Annotated in this window: 14 protein-coding genes; 1 reads left to right on the forward strand and 13 read right to left on the reverse strand. The window is 56.7% G+C overall.

The window, feature by feature from the left end:
• Positions 1-2: 2 nt before the first annotated feature.
• The 13 genes from ACR0NN_RS24065 to ACR0NN_RS24125 form a co-directional block, all read right to left on the reverse strand.
• Positions 3-1,091 carry an ABC transporter ATP-binding protein gene (locus ACR0NN_RS24065; RefSeq protein WP_480685738.1) on the reverse strand — a complete coding sequence of 363 codons (1,089 nt, stop codon included), beginning with the start codon at positions 1,089-1,091 and terminating at the stop codon, positions 3-5.
• 91 nt (positions 1,092-1,182) lie between these two features.
• Complete coding sequence (locus ACR0NN_RS24070; RefSeq protein WP_170727864.1) at positions 1,183-2,223, reverse strand: LacI family DNA-binding transcriptional regulator; 1,041 nt, start codon at positions 2,221-2,223, stop codon at positions 1,183-1,185.
• A gap of 60 nt (positions 2,224-2,283) precedes the next feature.
• The gene (locus tag ACR0NN_RS24075; RefSeq protein WP_170727862.1) at positions 2,284-3,786 is read right to left on the reverse strand and encodes an aldehyde dehydrogenase (NADP(+)); all 1,503 of its coding nucleotides are present in this window, start codon (positions 3,784-3,786) and stop codon (positions 2,284-2,286) included.
• 1 nt (position 3,787) lies between these two features.
• Entirely contained in the window at positions 3,788-4,696 is a 909-nt protein-coding gene (locus tag ACR0NN_RS24080) for a dihydrodipicolinate synthase family protein (protein WP_170727858.1), read from the reverse strand.
• 3 nt (positions 4,697-4,699) lie between these two features.
• Entirely contained in the window at positions 4,700-5,875 is a 1,176-nt protein-coding gene (locus ACR0NN_RS24085; protein ID WP_170727856.1) for an L-rhamnonate dehydratase, read from the reverse strand.
• Positions 5,876-5,885: 10 nt separating this feature from the next.
• The gene (locus ACR0NN_RS24090; protein ID WP_170727853.1) at positions 5,886-6,890 is read right to left on the reverse strand and encodes a 4-hydroxythreonine-4-phosphate dehydrogenase PdxA; all 1,005 of its coding nucleotides are present in this window, start codon (positions 6,888-6,890) and stop codon (positions 5,886-5,888) included.
• Entirely contained in the window at positions 6,887-7,849 is a 963-nt protein-coding gene (locus tag ACR0NN_RS24095; protein WP_170727848.1) for a YncE family protein, read from the reverse strand. The genes ACR0NN_RS24090 and ACR0NN_RS24095 overlap by 4 nt, the downstream gene beginning before the upstream one ends.
• A 133-nt stretch (positions 7,850-7,982) precedes the next feature.
• Positions 7,983-9,134 (reverse strand): substrate-binding domain-containing protein, encoded by a 1,152-nt coding sequence (locus ACR0NN_RS24100; RefSeq protein WP_170727846.1) that lies wholly within the window; start codon positions 9,132-9,134, stop codon positions 7,983-7,985.
• 82 nt (positions 9,135-9,216) lie between these two features.
• Positions 9,217-10,344: an ABC transporter permease gene (locus tag ACR0NN_RS24105; protein WP_170727844.1), complete on the reverse strand. Its 1,128-nt coding sequence runs from the start codon at positions 10,342-10,344 to the stop codon at positions 9,217-9,219.
• An 11-nt stretch (positions 10,345-10,355) separates the two neighbouring features.
• The gene (locus tag ACR0NN_RS24110) at positions 10,356-11,117 is read right to left on the reverse strand and encodes an ATP-binding cassette domain-containing protein (RefSeq protein WP_480685743.1); all 762 of its coding nucleotides are present in this window, start codon (positions 11,115-11,117) and stop codon (positions 10,356-10,358) included.
• 121 nt (positions 11,118-11,238) lie between these two features.
• Positions 11,239-12,285 (reverse strand): substrate-binding domain-containing protein, encoded by a 1,047-nt coding sequence (locus ACR0NN_RS24115; protein ID WP_480685744.1) that lies wholly within the window; start codon positions 12,283-12,285, stop codon positions 11,239-11,241.
• Between the two features lie 20 nt (positions 12,286-12,305).
• Positions 12,306-13,325 carry an ABC transporter permease gene (locus ACR0NN_RS24120; protein WP_170727835.1) on the reverse strand — a complete coding sequence of 340 codons (1,020 nt, stop codon included), beginning with the start codon at positions 13,323-13,325 and terminating at the stop codon, positions 12,306-12,308.
• Positions 13,326-13,336: 11 nt separating this feature from the next.
• Positions 13,337-14,842 (reverse strand): sugar ABC transporter ATP-binding protein, encoded by a 1,506-nt coding sequence (locus ACR0NN_RS24125; RefSeq protein ID WP_170727832.1) that lies wholly within the window; start codon positions 14,840-14,842, stop codon positions 13,337-13,339.
• Between the two features lie 127 nt (positions 14,843-14,969).
• Here ACR0NN_RS24125 and ACR0NN_RS24130 point away from each other — a divergent pair, with 127 nt between their 5' ends.
• A complete protein-coding gene (locus ACR0NN_RS24130) occupies positions 14,970-16,019 on the forward strand; it encodes a LacI family DNA-binding transcriptional regulator (protein ID WP_170727830.1) in 1,050 nt (349 codons plus the stop codon).
• Positions 16,020-16,280: the final 261 nt, after the last annotated feature.

A 16,280-nucleotide genomic window follows, 5' to 3' on the forward strand; every position in this document is an offset into this window, starting at 1 on the left:
TGTTACAGGGCGACCTCCGTCTCGCGATCAAAGAGATGAATTGCGCCTGCGTTGACTTCGAACCGAAGAGTTTCACCCATAGCGATGGGCGTGTCTGATTTGAGTTCGACCTCGACTTTCTGACCTGCGCAGTCGCAGATCAGAACCGACTGCGCGCCGATGTATTCCGACACGACAACCTTCAGGTCCAAACTGGCGGCTTCCGGGGCATCCTGGTTGTAGCTAAGGTCAGAAGGTCGGACACCAAGGATGACGTCGCTCAGGTCAGCGCTCGACAGGGTTTTCTGACGTTCCTGACTGAGACCGATGGCGAAGCCTGCCCCGGTTACAAATAACTGGCCACTTCGATTTTCGGCCGTTGCATCCAGAAAGTTCATTGGGGGCGATCCGAGGAACCCGGCGACAAACTTGTTGGCTGGGCGCTTATACAGTTCTTCCGGTGTGCCTTGCTGCTGAATGTACCCGCCATGCATCACCACGATCCTGTCGGCGAGAGTCATCGCCTCAATCTGATCGTGGGTGACGTAGATCATGTTTTTCTGTACCTGTTGACGCATTAGCGCCAGTTCAGCCCGCATCTGCCCGCGCAGTTTGGCGTCCAGATTGGACAGCGGCTCGTCGAACAGAAAGGTGCTGCTGTCGCGCGTCAGGGCGCGCCCCATCGCAACTCGCTGGCGTTGTCCCCCTGACAACTCGCCCGGCTTGCGATGCAGGTAGTCGGTGAGGCCCAGCATCTTAGCGACCTCGCCCACCTTCCTGTCAATCTCGGCCTTTGGAACTTTCTGCAGCCGCAATGCGAAGGACATGTTCCGCGCTGCGTCGAGATGCGGATAGAGCGCATAGTCCTGAAACACCATTGCCAGATCACGAGCCTTGGGCTCAAGGTGGCTGACTGGTTTTTCATCAATGAAAATCTCACCGTCCGAGACCGTCTCAAGCCCGGCGATCATGCGAAGTGTCGTGGACTTACCGCAGCCGGACGGCCCGACAAAGACCGTGAACTCATTCTCCTCCATCTCGAGGTCAATTCCATGCAGAACCTCAAAGTCCCCGTACCGCTTCACGAGGCCTTCCAACCGTATCCGGGGCATTGTTCCTCCACTCTTTGTTACCGGTCACAATATCAGTTATGTGACCGGTCACATAGTAAATTATACTTATCCTTATCAAAGGTTTAGAAAACTAAATAGGCTTGCAGCTTTCGCGAAACTCGACGCGCGGTGTCAGCGTTAAGTGACAAGGCGAATCTGTTGGGCTTTCTTCGTCGCCCAAAAGGCGCGAAATAAGCTTGCCGGTTTGCCGCCCGATCTCGGTCGGATCAACAACAACGGTGGAAATTGAAGGGGAACTGAACCGCGAGACCTCAAAATTTCCGAACCCAACGACAGAGATATCCTCTGGCACGGATTTACCAATTTGCAAAAGGCGGCTCTGAACACCAAAGGCCGCCATGTCAGATACGCAAAATACGCATTCCACCTGTGGATATTGCTCGAGAATAACGTCAACGGCCGCAGCACCATTTTCGATAGTAAGCGGCGGTGTACCCAACATGATCTGAGCGTCGGCGTTCAAACCGGCACTGCGCATGGCCTGCTCGAAACCATCCCGGCGGGCCGCGCCTCGGGTCCAGTCATCCTGCCCCTCGCCAAGAAAAACGATATTCTTGAAGCCGCGCTCAATCAGCGCCGTCGTCATGTCATAAGCGGCTTTGGAGTTCGAAAAACCCACCGTGTGCGCAATGGGATGTTTCGGTTTTTCCCAGATTTCCACGATGGGCACCGATACGTCGGCCAGCAAATCAAGCGTGCGCTGTGTATGGCCATCATAAGATAACACGATCGCCTCAGGGCGGCGGCGCAACATGGTTTCAACCAACTGCTCTTCGCGCTCCGCCGAATAGTCCGTGTGCCCCAGCAGCAGTTGAAGACCCACCTTTTCCAGCTCTTCCGTCAGGCTTTGAACCGTCAACGCGAAGTGCAAGTTGTTCAAAGAGGGCAAAAGCACCGCCACAAAGCCGGATTTCTTTGTCGTCAGAGAACCCGCCATCTGGTCAGGCACATAATTCATCTGCTTAACAACTTGCAGGATATGGTCTCGGGTTTCTTTGGAAATAGGGCTGTTTTTCTTCAGTGCCCGACTGACCGTCATCCGCGAAACGCCTGCCGCTTTGGCGACATCTCGCATGGTGACATGTGTGCGACCAGGAATCTTGTTCGTCATGCAACTACCGCCTTTGGGCAGAAGTTAGACCACCTTGTTCCCGGTCACAATCTCAGAACGTCAGCCCTGCAATTCGCTGGGCAGAAGCACCACAGGCATATTCTGATAGCTTACAGGCCGCAGCCAGCGAACGATCCCCAGGGTACCAACCGACGTGGCGCGAACATCTGTGCTTGCCGGATAAGGCCCGCCATGCATCATCGCGGAACACACCTCGACCCCCGTGGGGAAACCATTAGCAAGCAAACGGCCTGCCTTTTCTTCCAGCACCGGCATCAGGTTGCTGGCAAGTTCTGCGTCTGCATCATCTAGGTGCAAGGTCAAGGTCAGCTGACCCTCAATGCACTCAGCAACCACCCGCAACTCGTCAATGTCGTCACAGCGAACGAGTATACCCGCCGCCCCAAAGACTTCGTGCTGCAGCTTTGGATTTGCCATCCATTCCTTGGCGCTGACCTTGAACAGCGCCGGAACGGCCGCTCGTTTTCCGGTTGCCGCCCCACAAGACGTAACCTCGACCATCAGGTCGCGGAACTCGCGAACGCCTTGTTCGAAAGCCTCGTGGATACCGTCTGTCAGCATCTTCTGTTCAGCCGTATCATTCAGCGCGGCCACACAGGCCGATTCCAGCGTATCAGACTCAGGCCCGGCCAGCATGACAGCGACACCGGGGTTGGTGCAGAATTGACCCGCGCCCATTGTCAGGGACGCGGCCCACCCTGCCCCGATCTCAGCAGCGCGCGCAGCCATCGCGGCAGGCAGGCAGAACATTGGATTGACCGAACCCAGCTCACCATAGAATGGGATGGGCTGCGGGCGCGCATGGCATAGATTATAAAGGGCACGTCCACCGGCCAGAGACCCAGTGAAACCAACCGCCCGAATCTCAGGATGCTGAACAAGGGCCGAGCCGACCTCCCGGCCGGAACCTTGTACAATTTGAAACGTACCTGGGGGCATAGCGCAGATCTCTATCGCTTTTGCGATAGCCTGTGCCACCAACTCGGCGGTACCGGCGTGAGCGCTGTGCCCTTTGACGATGACTGGACAGCCTGCAGCCAAGGCCGAGGCCGTATCCCCGCCCGCCGTTGAGAAGGCGAGCGGGAAGTTTGACGCACCAAAGACGGCCACAGGGCCGATGGCTTTGTGCGTCAGGCGCAAATCAGGACGGGGGAGTGGCGCCCTGTCAGGTAATGCGCCGTCTTTGCGGATATCAAGATAGCCGGTTTCTTCAATCAGTTCGGCGAACATGCGTAGTTGTCCGGTTGTGCGCCCACGCTCACCTACAAGGCGCGCTTCGGGTAGGCCGGTTTCGGCCATACCGGTCTGGGTGATTTCACCCCCCAACACGTCCATTTGGTTCGCAATCGTACGTAGGAACGCGGCACGCTCAGCTCTGGATTTACCCGAATAGGTACGAAAATCGCGGCGCGCAGCGCGGCAGGCCTCGTCCACCTGAACGGCTGTTGCCTGTGCAAAGCTTTGTCCGTCTAGATCGTCTGATGCGCGCAAATTGTTTGATGCGACCCATTTGCCGTCGATCAGGTTTTGCCCAAGGATCATCTTATTTTCCCCATTTCAGGACCATTGGGTCCAACGGTTTCAAAAGGTCTATCAAACGGTCTCGAATAGCCGGTTGCAGCGTGTCAATCGGGTGGCGGCAGAATTCAGACCGGATGACTCCGCCTTCGACCATCGCGGCTTTGCAGGATTGCCAGCCGCATTGGCGGTTTTCATGGTTGATCACCATCGCCACACGCCCGTAGGCAGCCGTTGCCTCGTCAATGCGACCCGCACGGTGATGCGTGATCACTGGCTTGATCTGGTCAACGATCATGCCCGATGTCATCGACCCCGTGGCCCCTGCATCCAGATCAGCCAACAGAGTGATGCCTTCCTCACCATCAAAGGGTGCTTCGATGGCATCGCCGCCTTCCGCAATCAGCGCGCGCAACTTGTTTGCGGCGCGCGGGCATTCGATTTTGAACAGTTTCACCATGTCAATCTCTTGCGCCATGCGCACCAGCAGCGGCACCGGCAGATCGACCCCCGAAAGTGGAGCGTCCTGCACCATGATCGGAATGCCAACCTCTCCCACGGCTGCAAACTGTTCGAATGTCTGCTGAGCGTTCCCTTTCAGAAGCGCCCCATGATAGGGCGGCATCATCATCACGATGTCTGCGCCCAGATCCTTGGCGAATTTCGCCCGCTCCACCGCGATCTGTGTTGCGAAATGGCTGATCGTCACGATCATCGGCACGCGACCGGCGACATGCTCAAGGCTAAGCCGCGTCAGGATTGCACGTTCTTGGTCTGAAATAAGGAATTGTTCCGAGAAGTTGGCCAGAACGCAAATCCCGTCCGCGCCCTGATCGATCAGACAATCCAGAACGCGCTTCATCCCCTCAAGATCGAGCGAGCCGTCATTATTGAATGGCGTCGGCGCGACGGGCCAGATACCGGTGTAAGTCATGGTTTACTCCGTTATCTCGAAATGTTTCAGGTGCTTGTCGGTGATCTCGATTCCCAGACCGGGCTTGTTGTCATCCAGGTCCAGCATTCCGTCTACGGCATCCGGATCGCCTTCGAAGATGTAGTAGAACAGCTCATTTCCAACCTCGACATCGAAGACAGGGAAGTATTCGCTGATCATACAGTTCGCGTTGGCCATGGTCAGATGGTAGTTATGCATCTGGCCCGCATGCGGGATGACCGGCACCTGAAAAGCCTCAGCAATGGCGTTGATCTTTTGCGCCGCCGTGATGCCTCCGACGCGATTGGTGTCATATTGAAGGACACTGACGGCTTTTTTCTCGATCAGGTCCTTGCAGCCGATGACCGAAAACTCGTGCTCACCCCCCGAGATCGGCACGATGTTCATCGCGTTGAGTTCGCGGTACCCTTCAACGTCATCAGCAATGACCGGTTCCTCCAACCAACGCGGTTCATACTGGACCAGCTTTGGTAGCATCCGCTTGGTGTAGTCGAGGTTCCAGCCCTGGTAGCATTCCAGCATAAGGTCCACATCGTAGCCGATCACCTCACGCACCGCCTCGACGCGTTTGAGGTTTTCACGCATGCCCGCCATGCCGTCCTTTGGCCCCCAGCCAAAGCGCATCTTGTATCCGGGATAGTTGTTTTTCTTGGCCTCTTCCGCCTCGGCCTGCATCGCCTCGATCGGGCTTGAATAGAGCTTGGAGTAATAGACCGGAATCTTTTCCTTGGTGCGACCGCCCAGCAGCTTGAAGACGGGTTTACCCGCCAGCTTGCCCATCAAATCCCAGATCGCCAGATCCACGGCCGAGATCGCCGTCATGCCAATACCCTTGCGGCCCCAGGCGTGACTGCGGCGATACATCTTTTCCCACAGATAGGCATAGTCGAACGGGTCCTCGCCGATGACCATGGGTGCAAACCAGTCATCAATCGCCTTCTTGACCACCGTGGGCGCAAGGGCGGCGTTGCCGATACCGATGGTGCCGTCTTCGGTCTCGATCTCGCATGTCAGCCACTGGTGGAAACGGAACGATGACATTGCATCGCCCTTGTCCCAAAGGACATCCGAGGCGTTGGTGCAGAAATTGCCGGTGGGCGGCACAGTCGGCCCGGTCCAGTTCCAGACGCGGGTGCGCACGGATTTGATTTTGGTCATCTTGGTCTCCTCAGTCCGCGCTGCGTTCTGCGCGATGTGTCTTGGCCATGCGCACCAACAGGTCGAACGCCTGCCGTGTTGCGCCCGGATTGGCTTTGTTCTGTCCGGCGATATCAAAAGCGGTGCCATGGGCCGGGGTTGCCACCGGTATCGGCAGCCCACCTGCAACAGTCACGCCGCGCTCAAACCCCATCAGCTTGATCGCGATCTGGCCCTGGTCGTGATACATGGTCACAACCGCATCGACCTCGCCCCGCCGTGCCTTCAGAAACACCGTGTCCGAGGGCCATGGCCCTGTCACGTTCAACTGTTTCTGTTGTGCTTTGCGCACGGCGGGCTCCAGGATGTCGATCTCTTCCCGGCCAAACTTGCCATTGTCTCCTGCATGGGGGTTCAGCGCCGCCACGGCTATGTTGGGGCGGGCTTTCCCGGCCTTTCGCAGCGTGTCATTGGCCAGATTGACCGCCTTCAATATTCCGTCTTCGGTGATATTGGCAGCGACATCTTTGAGACCGATGTGAGAGGTGACACGTGTTGTCATCAACTCGTCCAGAACATTGAGTTCCGAGTGGTATCCATCATGGCCCATATAGCGCGCCATATAACGGTGTTCATCCTCGGCGTTCAGGCCTGCCGCTGTCATCGCGGCCTTGTTGAACGGTCCAAACAGGATGCCGTCGACCTGCCCGGCCATCGCCAGATCCATTGCTTGGTCGAGACAGCGAAGGGATGCGGTTCCGCCCTCAACGGTGACCTCTGCGATCTTCACGTCTTCGGATGCGATCGTATCGAGTTCAAGATGCGACAGACCCGGTTGATCTGCCACCGCATCCACTGTGTTTAGCGGCACATCCAGTTCGGCCTGTTCCGCGCCGCGCTGCCAGAGGTGACTGTCACCCACCAGAACAATATCTGCGGCCTCATGCACGCCCTCCTGATTCAGCAGTTTGGCAATCAGTTCCGGCCCAATCCCCGACGGGTCGCCGGGCACGATAGCGATACGAGGCTTGGTCATGCCGCGTTCTCCCAATATTTCGAAAATCCGTCGGGCAGGATCACCATCACATCCGGTTCCTTGCCTGTATCAAAGGTCTGCACCACCTCGAACGTGTCGAGGTTGAACTGCTGCACCTGTTCGCAATCAATGGCGATATAGGCGAATGCGGCCTCGTCATCGATACACAGCGCCAGCGGGTTCGCAGGTGTTTTCTGTTCGTGCAGCATTTCCCCTGTTGCCTCGTCAAAGACAGAGAAAGAGCCGCCGAAGTGGTTCATCGTGACCAGGCGGTTTCGTTTCGCATCATAGTAGATGCGGCATGGGTCATCCGGCGTCGGAAAGCTGCGCTCGATTTCTAAAGTGCCCGTGTTGATTACAGCCACCGTGTTGGAAATGCGCTGAGACGTGTAAAGCGTGTTCGCCTCTTCGCGCAGGCAACGCCCTTCGGGCTTTTGCCCGGTTTTTATCGAAATCGGAACAACGGATACATCATAGGGGTTGAACACCGTCACATCGCCCGAGGTCAGGTTCATCGAATAGGCCGTATGCCCGTCTTTGGTCAGGGCAAACAGATGGCATTTGGTACCGCCGGTGGGGGTGATGTGATCCCAGCCCTGATCGAAGGCGCGCGGGTTTTCCTTGACCAGCAAATGTCCGGTCCATTCCGAAAGCACATAAAGCCGGCCCTGTCCGTCTAGACCGATCCCATGCGGGCGGGCGTGCTCGCCCAGATCATAGGTGTGAACGATTTCCTGCTTGCGGATATCAATCACTATGACCGAGCGGCCATCGGTGCCGTCGATGCCTGAATTCTGAACACCGTAGTGACCGACATAGGCATAGTGAAAGTCGTCATCGACCACGAATTCATGGGGAAAATCCGGCAGATCCAAGCGGCCCTGTCGGGCCCCTGTTTCAATATCGTACCAGCTTACGCAATGGCTGCATTTTTCGATCAGCATCATGGATTGCGCCATCTTGGATCCCTTTCCACATCATTTTTTTGTCTTATGTGACCGGTCACATCACTATTAACCGCACTGGCAATCGTCAATCCCCAATTCAGTTTGAACCGGTTGGGTTCGGGCGGGATTGCCCCGCCCAGCCCGTTCAACGCTCCAGCGCGCCAACGCCCGAGAACCGGAACGCTTCTTGTTCCAGCGCATCCAGTTCTTCGGGGCTCATCTGGTCATGGGCGACCGTAATCCGGCCAAGGAAGACAAAGGGCAGCTCGTCCTGACGGCCTTCCATATGTGCCTTGATTGCTTCGGCGGTAGCCGCGCCTACGTCATCACCCATGCGCATTGGGGTTGCATCCAGCTCACCCCGACGGATTGCATCCAGCTCGAGGCCCGTGCCGCCCCAACCGGTTGAGAAGACATCCTTTTCCTTGCCAACAGCAACCTGCGCCTCGACCGATCCCATGGCCATCGCCGTGTTGGCGTTGTGGATGATCGTTGCTTCGGGATAGGCTTGCAGGATCAGGCTGGTGCCCTCGAAACCGCCTTCGCGCTGGTACTCACCATAGTGCTCGTACACGGTGTTCCAGTTCCCCTTTTCTTCAACGCAGGCTTTGAAATCGCCCGAGCGTTGGTCGTCGGTGATCCCCGGAATTCCGCGGTTCATCGCCATGGTCACATCGCTGCCCAGACGTTCCAGCATATAGTCGCACATGGTCAGCGCCCCGGCGGCCGAGCTGAAATCGAACCACGCGTCCGGCTGGTTTTTGAGATCCTTGGGCGGAGTATGGAACGCCCAGACAAATGTGGCGAACCCGTCATTGCCGGCCATTTTGTCGATATTGTCGGCCTGAATGGCAAGCTCTGACGGTCCGAAGATGACAAAATCGTACAGGTCGGAATCCTGCACAACCTGGTTTGCATAGGTCGATTGTAAGCTGTGTTCGATTTGGCGGCTTGCGAACTCTGTTGTCTCATAGTCGATGCCCAGCTCGTCCAAACGTTTGGTCATCGCAAGGTAGTTGCGCGCCCAGAAGTCCGAGGTATCAGCAGAGGGATAGATCAGCGCGATCTGCAACGGCGCTTCCTGCGTGCCCGCATATTTGACAGCCTCAGCCCCCGTGGTGGCTTGCAAGGCTTCCAACTTGCCATCGGCGTTGACTTCTCCCGGAACCCAATAGTCCCGATCCTCGATACCCGGCAGTTCCTTTAGCGGCAGCTTTCCGTGCCCATCCGCAACGGCTGCGGCGGCACATAAGCAAAACACGCTTGTCGTCAGAAGTGCTTTGTTCAATTGTTTCACGGTAAGTCCTCCCTTTCGCGAACATTGTGGGGTCTTGCAGGTGCGTCGGGACTCCTACCTCCCGGCGCACCATTTTTTTGCCTTAGCCGCTTGGCGCAGGCTCGGTTGCCAGTCCCGCCCCGAGGGCCAGCAACAGGATCATTGCGCCGATCAGCGCGGCGGAGAAACGGATCAGTTTCTGCGCTTCTTTAGTGCGCAGCCCATCCAGCAGGCTGCGGGCTCCGTCACGGTCTTTCTTTTGCATCCAAGTGTAGAGCGCGACCGAGCTGACGATCACCACGCCGGAGGCGACGGATTGCCAGAAAAACTCAATGCGCAGGGTCACCAGTGCGTTGATCATCATCGACAGCAGCAACACGCCGGCCAGAGAGCCCAGCATCGAAGCGCGCCCGCCAAACAGTGAGGTCCCGCCGACAACAACAGCCGCAATAACATGCAGGTTGAAATACGGGGCCGAAGTCGCCTGAATGGCGTTCAGCTTACCGGTCAGCATGACACCCGCCATTGCCGCTGCGGCACCCATCAGCACATAGGCATAGATTTTGTGGCGGTCGACGGCCACTCCGGTCATTTCACTGGCTTCGGGGTTCGAGCCGATGGCAATCGTGTAGCGCCCGAAATAGGTGCGGGTCAGCACGACATAACCAATGGCCATGGTGATCAGGCCCAGCACGACCGGAACCGGAATGAAACCGGGGATCTGGCCACGGCCAATTTCGGTGATCAGCTCGGGGAAACGGGCCAAGACCAGCCCTTTGGCTATCACCAGCGCCAAACCGCGATAAACAAGGTCCATAGCCAATGTGCCAATCAGGTCCGGCACCTTGAACCGGGTGATAACCAAGCCGTTGATCAGCCCCATAAGCGCGCCAAGAACAATGGCCAAAGGTACGGCCACCCAAGCCGGGAAACCATATTGCTTAACCAGAAAGGCCATCAAGATCGCGGACAGGGCCGCTATCGAGCCAATCGACAGGTCAATTCCGCGCTGCGTAATGACGAAAGTCATCGCCATCGCCATCGGCATATAAAGCGCGGCATCCAAAAGGATCAGGTTCAGGTTGGTAAGGCGGAAATATCGCGCCGGTTCGGCGATGCCCATAAAGATAAGGATGGCCAGGATCATCACCATGGGGCCAATGAACGCCAGATAAGGCTCGAGCCGGTCCATGATAGTTCTCTGATCCGGATTTGTGGTGGTTGCGGACATGTCGTTCTCCTTCACGCAGCCGCATCCTGGGCGCCGACGATCAGGCCCAGGACATCTTGTACGGAACTTTCCGCAGTTTTGACGACGCCAACGGCGCGACCCCGGCGTTGCACATGCACCCGGTCAGCCACTTCGAACACGTCATCCAACGAGTGTGAAATCAGGATCACCGCCAGCCCCTGCTCACGCAGGGACTTGATCAGTTTCAGCGTCCGCGCCGTTTCCTGCGGGCCCAAAGCGGCCGTCGGTTCGTCCATCACCAGCAGGCGCAGGTCTTCGTGATAGACCGCGCGGGAAATCGCAACGGCCTGCCGCTGACCGCCCGAGAGGCTCTCGGTCATCACATCCATTGACCGCAGCCGGACACCGAGGCGTTCCTCCAGAACCCGCGCGGCCTCGGATTTCATGCGCTTGTTATCCAGAAACGGAATGCCAAGCACATTTTTGGTCAGCTCATTGCCCAGAAACATGTTGGCGGCTGGTGACAGATGATCGGCAAGGGCCAGCGTCTGGTATACAGCGTCGATCCCATTTGCGATCGCATCCGAGTGACTGGCCATTTCCAGCGGCTTTCCATCCATCAGGATATGACCTTCAGTCGGTTGATACACCCCGGTCAGGATTTTGATCAGGGTGGACTTGCCGGCCCCGTTATCCCCAACGATGGCGAGCACCTCACCCGCATAGGCTGTCAGGTCTACATCCTGCAGCGCGGTCACCCCGCCAAAGCGTTTGGTTATTCCTTGCATTTGAACCAATGGCTGATCGCTCATGGTTTCCTCCTTTGCGCAAAGCTCCGCCATGGCGGTCAAAGGACCGTTCAGCTCGCTTATTGCCGTATCATCTGTCTTAGGTGGCGACCCCGGCCGAACCCGGCAAAGGCCGCCTAATTGGTTACTTGCCCCAGAGCTTCGCGTAGGCTTCGCGATACGGGCTGTCCGGGTCGAACTGGTTGGTGTCTCCCAGCATGGCCAGACCTTCCTCGGTCACCAACGCGGGCGATGTGATATAGCCCGAACAGGCCTCCCCCTGCATGGCGCGGTTCAGCTCATCGACCAACTGCCAGCCCTGCAGATTCAGCGGCTCGGCTACGGTGATGGTCTGATAGTTCCCGCTGCGGATCCGCTGGAACGCGGCCTCGGACCCGTCACCGGCGGACCCCGCCTGCGGGCCGTCTTCGGATGAGATACCCGCTGCTGCCAGTGCCGGGCCCATGAAGTCGAAATACAGATCGTTGATCGCCAGAGCATGTGTCCACTGGTCACCATATTTCTGCAGCAGGCTGGTGGTCAGCGGCCCCATGCGCGCCGAAGTATCGGCGATTGGGGTGTCGACATATTCCAGCACAGTGCCGCCTGCAGCTTCGATGGTTTCCTTGATCCGGTCTGCCTTGTCGATGGCGATCTGATAGGTCGAGTCGGTGAAGATGATTGCGCCTACGCCGTCTCCACCGTCTTCCATCGCCCATTCGGCTGCCACTTCGGATACCGTCATGGCGTCAGTTGAGACATTTGCAAAGATACCGCCCGGTGCGTCGCAGCCGATCTTGGGACCCGAGTGCCACGCAACCATCGGAATACCTGCGCTGACAACACCTTCCAGAGCAGCCTGTTGTTCAACAGCGTCAAAGCCGTTGATGATGATCCCATCCGGCTGCAATGCCAGCGCTTGACCAATCGCCCCGGTCCGACCCTGAATGGAACCGGCACCGTCCAACACGCGCACGTACCAGCCAATTGTCCCAACAGCCTCTTCGACCCCATTGGTCACCCCGAGAATACCGCCATTTTTAAGGTCCCCGGCAACGACGACGATGGATTTGCCTTCGGCAGCCTTAGGGCCACTGGTGGGTCCGTCGAACGCCGTCTCGGCAGTGACAGGCACACCCAAACCGGTGAGCAGCGCGGCAGCGGATACTGCCATGAAAGTCCGTTTCAGCATAATCTCCTCCCTTATGCCGTTTACTTATTGGCGCCTTTGCGACGCTGGGCGTAACCGGCAATACCGATTGCGATCAGCAGCGTGACACCGTTGAACATCGGCTCGACCCAAAAGGATCCACCGAATTGCTGAATGCCCGAGATACCAACAGCCAGGATCGCGACACCCACGACTGTTCCCCAAACATTCACGCGTCCCGGCTTGATGGTCGTGGACCCAAGGAAGGCTCCGACCAAAGCAGGTAACAGGAATTCAAGACCGACCGAGGCTTGCCCGATCCGCAGTTTCGACGCCAGCAACACGCCCGCAAAGGCGGTGATCAGTCCTGATGACATGAACGAACCAATGACGAATTTTCGCGTCGGAATACCGTTCAGCTGCGCGGCGCGCTGGTTTGCACCTATCGCATAGAGATACCGGCCAATCGGCGTGTACTCCAGGATCAGCCACATCACGACAGTGATAGCCAGCACATAGAACCCGGTGATTGGCAGGCCGAAGACAAAGGTGCCGTTGATCGCATAAAAGCTGTCAGGCAATGCCCCGACCATCTGACGCCCACCTGTGTGCCACAGCGCCAGCGCATATAGCACCGTACCCGTCCCCAAGGTGGCGATGAAGCTGTCGATCTTGGCAACCTCGACCAGCAATCCGTTCAGGAAACCCGTCAGCAGACCCAGCGACAGGACGATAGCCACCGCGATAGGCCACGGGATGCCATAGATTGTCTGCAATGAGATCGCCAGAATATGCCACAGCACGATCCCGTACCCGACCGTCAGGTCGATACGACCCGCGGCCATTGGGATCATCGCCCCCAATGACAGCAAAGCTATGATAGCCTTGTCCGAGATAATCGCCCGCAGGTTCAGAAGCGTTGGAAACGTGTTAGGCAGAAGGATTGAAAACAGGATGATCAGAAAGCCCGTCAGCAGGACCAGACCATAAACCGGCAGAAACCGCAGGATTCGTGTTTTGACCGATGCACCTTTCAACTCGGCCTTGGTGGGTTCCAGAGCGTTGGATTCAAGCGATTGCATAGTCGTATTCCTTAACTCGCCACGGCGTTCGACGCCGAGGCAGCCTGTATCAGGTTTTCAGTAGTCAGTTCAGTGCCGGTCAGCTCGCGTACGATCTGCCCCTGACTGAAGACAATGGCGCGATGACAGATGGCCGCGACTTCCTCAAAGTCTGTCGAGACGACAATGATGCCAACTCCGTCCTCCATGGCACGGTTCAGCAGGGCGTAGATTTCTGCCTTGGCACCAACATCCACTCCGGCTGTCGGGTCTTCACAAATCAAAAGCTTGCGTTTGGTTTCAAGCCAACGCCCGATGACAACCTTTTGCTGATTCCCACCCGAAAGGCTTTCGATCGCCATGCTCTGATCGTTTGGAGACAGAGCCACATCCGCACCAATACGCGCCGCACTTTCCGTTTCAACCCGATGGCTCATGAAGGACAGCAACGACCGCCCTATAGCCGCGGGATTGAGGAATGTATTCTCACGGATCGTCAGGGACATAGCGACAGATTCTTCGGTTCTGTCACGCGCCACCAAACCGATCCCGGACGCCATAGCAGTTTGCGGAGAGCTCAGATCAGGCGTTTCACCATGTAGGGTTATCCGGCCGCTAAACCCTTCCGACCCGAACAGCGCACGCGATACGTTCTCGTGCCCAGCGCCGCGTAGCCCTACAAGACCGACGATCTCATTGGTTTTCAGTTGAAAGCTGACATTATGCGCCGCTTCCATATTCAATCCGGACACCCCAAGCAGCGTATCGCCCGGCGGGACGTCCGGCTTCATCACCTGCCGTGTCTTGCGACCGACAATCATATAAACCAGCTCTTCCGGCGTCGTATGGTCAATGCTGCGTAGACCCACCATCTCGCCGTCTCGCAGAACAGCCACCCGGTCGGCAATCTGAAAAATCTCATCCAGCCGGTGAGACACATAGATCATGCCGACGCCCTGTTCCTTCAAAGGACGCAGCGCCTCAAACAATCTCTCAACCTCATCTGCGGGCAGCGACGCCGTTGGCTCATCCAGAACCAGATAGTCGCAATCCACAGCCAACGCGCGCGCAATTGCGACCAGAGATTTTTCGGTGCGTGATAAGTCCTGCACCCGCGTGGTCGGATCGAATTCACATCCCACCTTATCCAAGGCTTCCTGCGCAAAGCTGTCGACGGACTTCCAGTTGATCAGCCCGCTTTTCCGGGAATAGCCAAGTGCCAGCGCGATGTTTTCGGCCACCGTCATCCATTCGATCATGCCCAAGTCCTGGTGGATAAAGGCAACTGACTGGCGCTCGCCGAATCCGCCCGGGCGATGCTCGTAGGGTTCGCCATTGATCAGAACCCGACCTTCGTCAGCCTTGTGTATGCCGCCAAGGATTTTGATGAGGGTTGATTTGCCTGCCCCGTTTTCACCCAGCAGGGCGACAATCTCACCGCGTTCGACATTCAGCGACACGTCGCGCAACGCATAAGTGCCTCCAAAATGCTTCTTTATCCCGTCGAAGAATAAATTGTTTTGCGCAGTGCTAGGCACAGCTGCCTCCTCCCTGACCTAGGAAACCCCAATGCTCCTCAACACCGTATTGAGTTACCCGTAACGTTACGCTAGCATTCGCACAGGTCAGCCTATTGTCAACAAAAAAGAGTTACCCGTAACGTAAATGAGCAGTAACCCCGATAAATTAAGTAAAAACAATAAGGTGAGCCTCGCGGAAGTGGCAAAGGCTGCGGGCGTTTCCAAGATGACCGCAAGTCGAGTCTTGCGCGATGAAGGCGGGTTTTCGGAAAATACGCGTGCCAAGGTTATGGCCGAAGTGGATAGGTTGGGCTACCTGCCGAATCGCTTGGCGACCGTTTTTGCGGGCGACAAGAAGTCCACTTTTGTCGGTGTCAGCATTCCCGAACTTGGTAATGAAATCTTCGCCCAGGTACTGGAAGGCATCGACCGCAAGCTTGGTGCGTTCGGCCATCAAACCGTGCTGGGACTGACCGAGCATGAAATCGACCACGAAGAAAAATGGATAGAAACTGTCCTGTCCTGGCAGCCTGCTGGGCTGATCATCACGGGCCGCTCCCACAGCCAGAAAGCCATTCAGATGCTGCGCGGCGCTGGAATTCCCCTGGTCGAAATCTGGGACTTCAACTCAAGCCCTTTGGATATGTGCGTTGGGCTGAACCATTTTGACAGTGGTTACAGCATGGGCCGTTATCTGGCCGGGATGGAGTATCAAAAGTTCGGCTATGTCGGCACATCTCATGATGTGGCAAATGCAGCAACCGCGCGACTCAATGGATTCTCGAAAGCAATTGAAGACGCAAACGGGCGACTTGAAAAACAGCTTCTTCTTAAAGACACGCCAGGTTTTTACACCGGGTTTTACGGCACCGAACAATTGCTCGCGGCCCATCGCGATGTCGAAGTCGTATTTTATCAAAATGACAATATGGCAATCGGCGGGCTGCAATACGCTCAGAAAATCGGCCTGAGCGTCCCCAGCGACATCGGCATCGCAGGATGGGGCGACCTACCAATTTCGGCGATACAACCCTATCGGCTGACATCAATCGCGGTCCCTCACCTCAGAATTGGCCAGATCGCCGCCGAGATGGTTTTGGCACAGATCAGCAGTGAACCGACAAAGTCCACAAAGGACGTCGGATTTCGGCTCATTCCCGGAAGTACCGTTAGGAAAGCCAGGTCGAATGAATAGCTAGGCTTCTTGCCTTCACCAGCTTCATTTTTCACACTAAACTCTGCAGAGCGGTTGCTAGGTGGAGCGATTAGCCTCAATTCTGCTAAACTCTGCATAAGACAATCGGTACAGGTTGTTCTACAACTCCGGGGTGTTTACTACTGCCGATCCCGCTCAATATTGGAAGCGGATCTGTTGCAAACTTTTTGCCATTGACGCTCAAGAACGTAGAGAGTGAATAGCGGCCGGTGTAATTCAGCCGAAAGTCAGTTCATGATT

The sequence above is a fragment of the Ruegeria sp. BA2 genome (assembly GCF_056539605.1).

Coding starts and splice junctions, on each gene's coding strand:
- ACR0NN_RS24080 (WP_170727858.1), bottom strand. CDS start 4,696: ATGACTTACACCGGTATCTGGCCCGTCGCGCCGACGCCATTCAATAAT.
- ACR0NN_RS24085 (WP_170727856.1), bottom strand. CDS start 5,875: ATGACCAAAATCAAATCCGTGCGCACCCGCGTCTGGAACTGGACCGGG.
- ACR0NN_RS24095 (WP_170727848.1), bottom strand. CDS start 7,849: ATGGCGCAATCCATGATGCTGATCGAAAAATGCAGCCATTGCGTAAGC.
- ACR0NN_RS24130 (WP_170727830.1), top strand. CDS start 14,970: ATGAGCAGTAACCCCGATAAATTAAGTAAAAACAATAAGGTGAGCCTC.
- ACR0NN_RS24115 (WP_480685744.1), bottom strand. CDS start 12,285: ATGCTGAAACGGACTTTCATGGCAGTATCCGCTGCCGCGCTGCTCACC.
- ACR0NN_RS24070 (WP_170727864.1), bottom strand. CDS start 2,223: ATGACGAACAAGATTCCTGGTCGCACACATGTCACCATGCGAGATGTC.
- ACR0NN_RS24110 (WP_480685743.1), bottom strand. CDS start 11,117: ATGAGCGATCAGCCATTGGTTCAAATGCAAGGAATAACCAAACGCTTT.
- ACR0NN_RS24105 (WP_170727844.1), bottom strand. CDS start 10,344: ATGTCCGCAACCACCACAAATCCGGATCAGAGAACTATCATGGACCGG.
- ACR0NN_RS24120 (WP_170727835.1), bottom strand. CDS start 13,325: ATGCAATCGCTTGAATCCAACGCTCTGGAACCCACCAAGGCCGAGTTG.
- ACR0NN_RS24075 (WP_170727862.1), bottom strand. CDS start 3,786: ATGATCCTTGGGCAAAACCTGATCGACGGCAAATGGGTCGCATCAAAC.
- ACR0NN_RS24065 (WP_480685738.1), bottom strand. CDS start 1,091: ATGCCCCGGATACGGTTGGAAGGCCTCGTGAAGCGGTACGGGGACTTT.
- ACR0NN_RS24090 (WP_170727853.1), bottom strand. CDS start 6,890: ATGACCAAGCCTCGTATCGCTATCGTGCCCGGCGACCCGTCGGGGATT.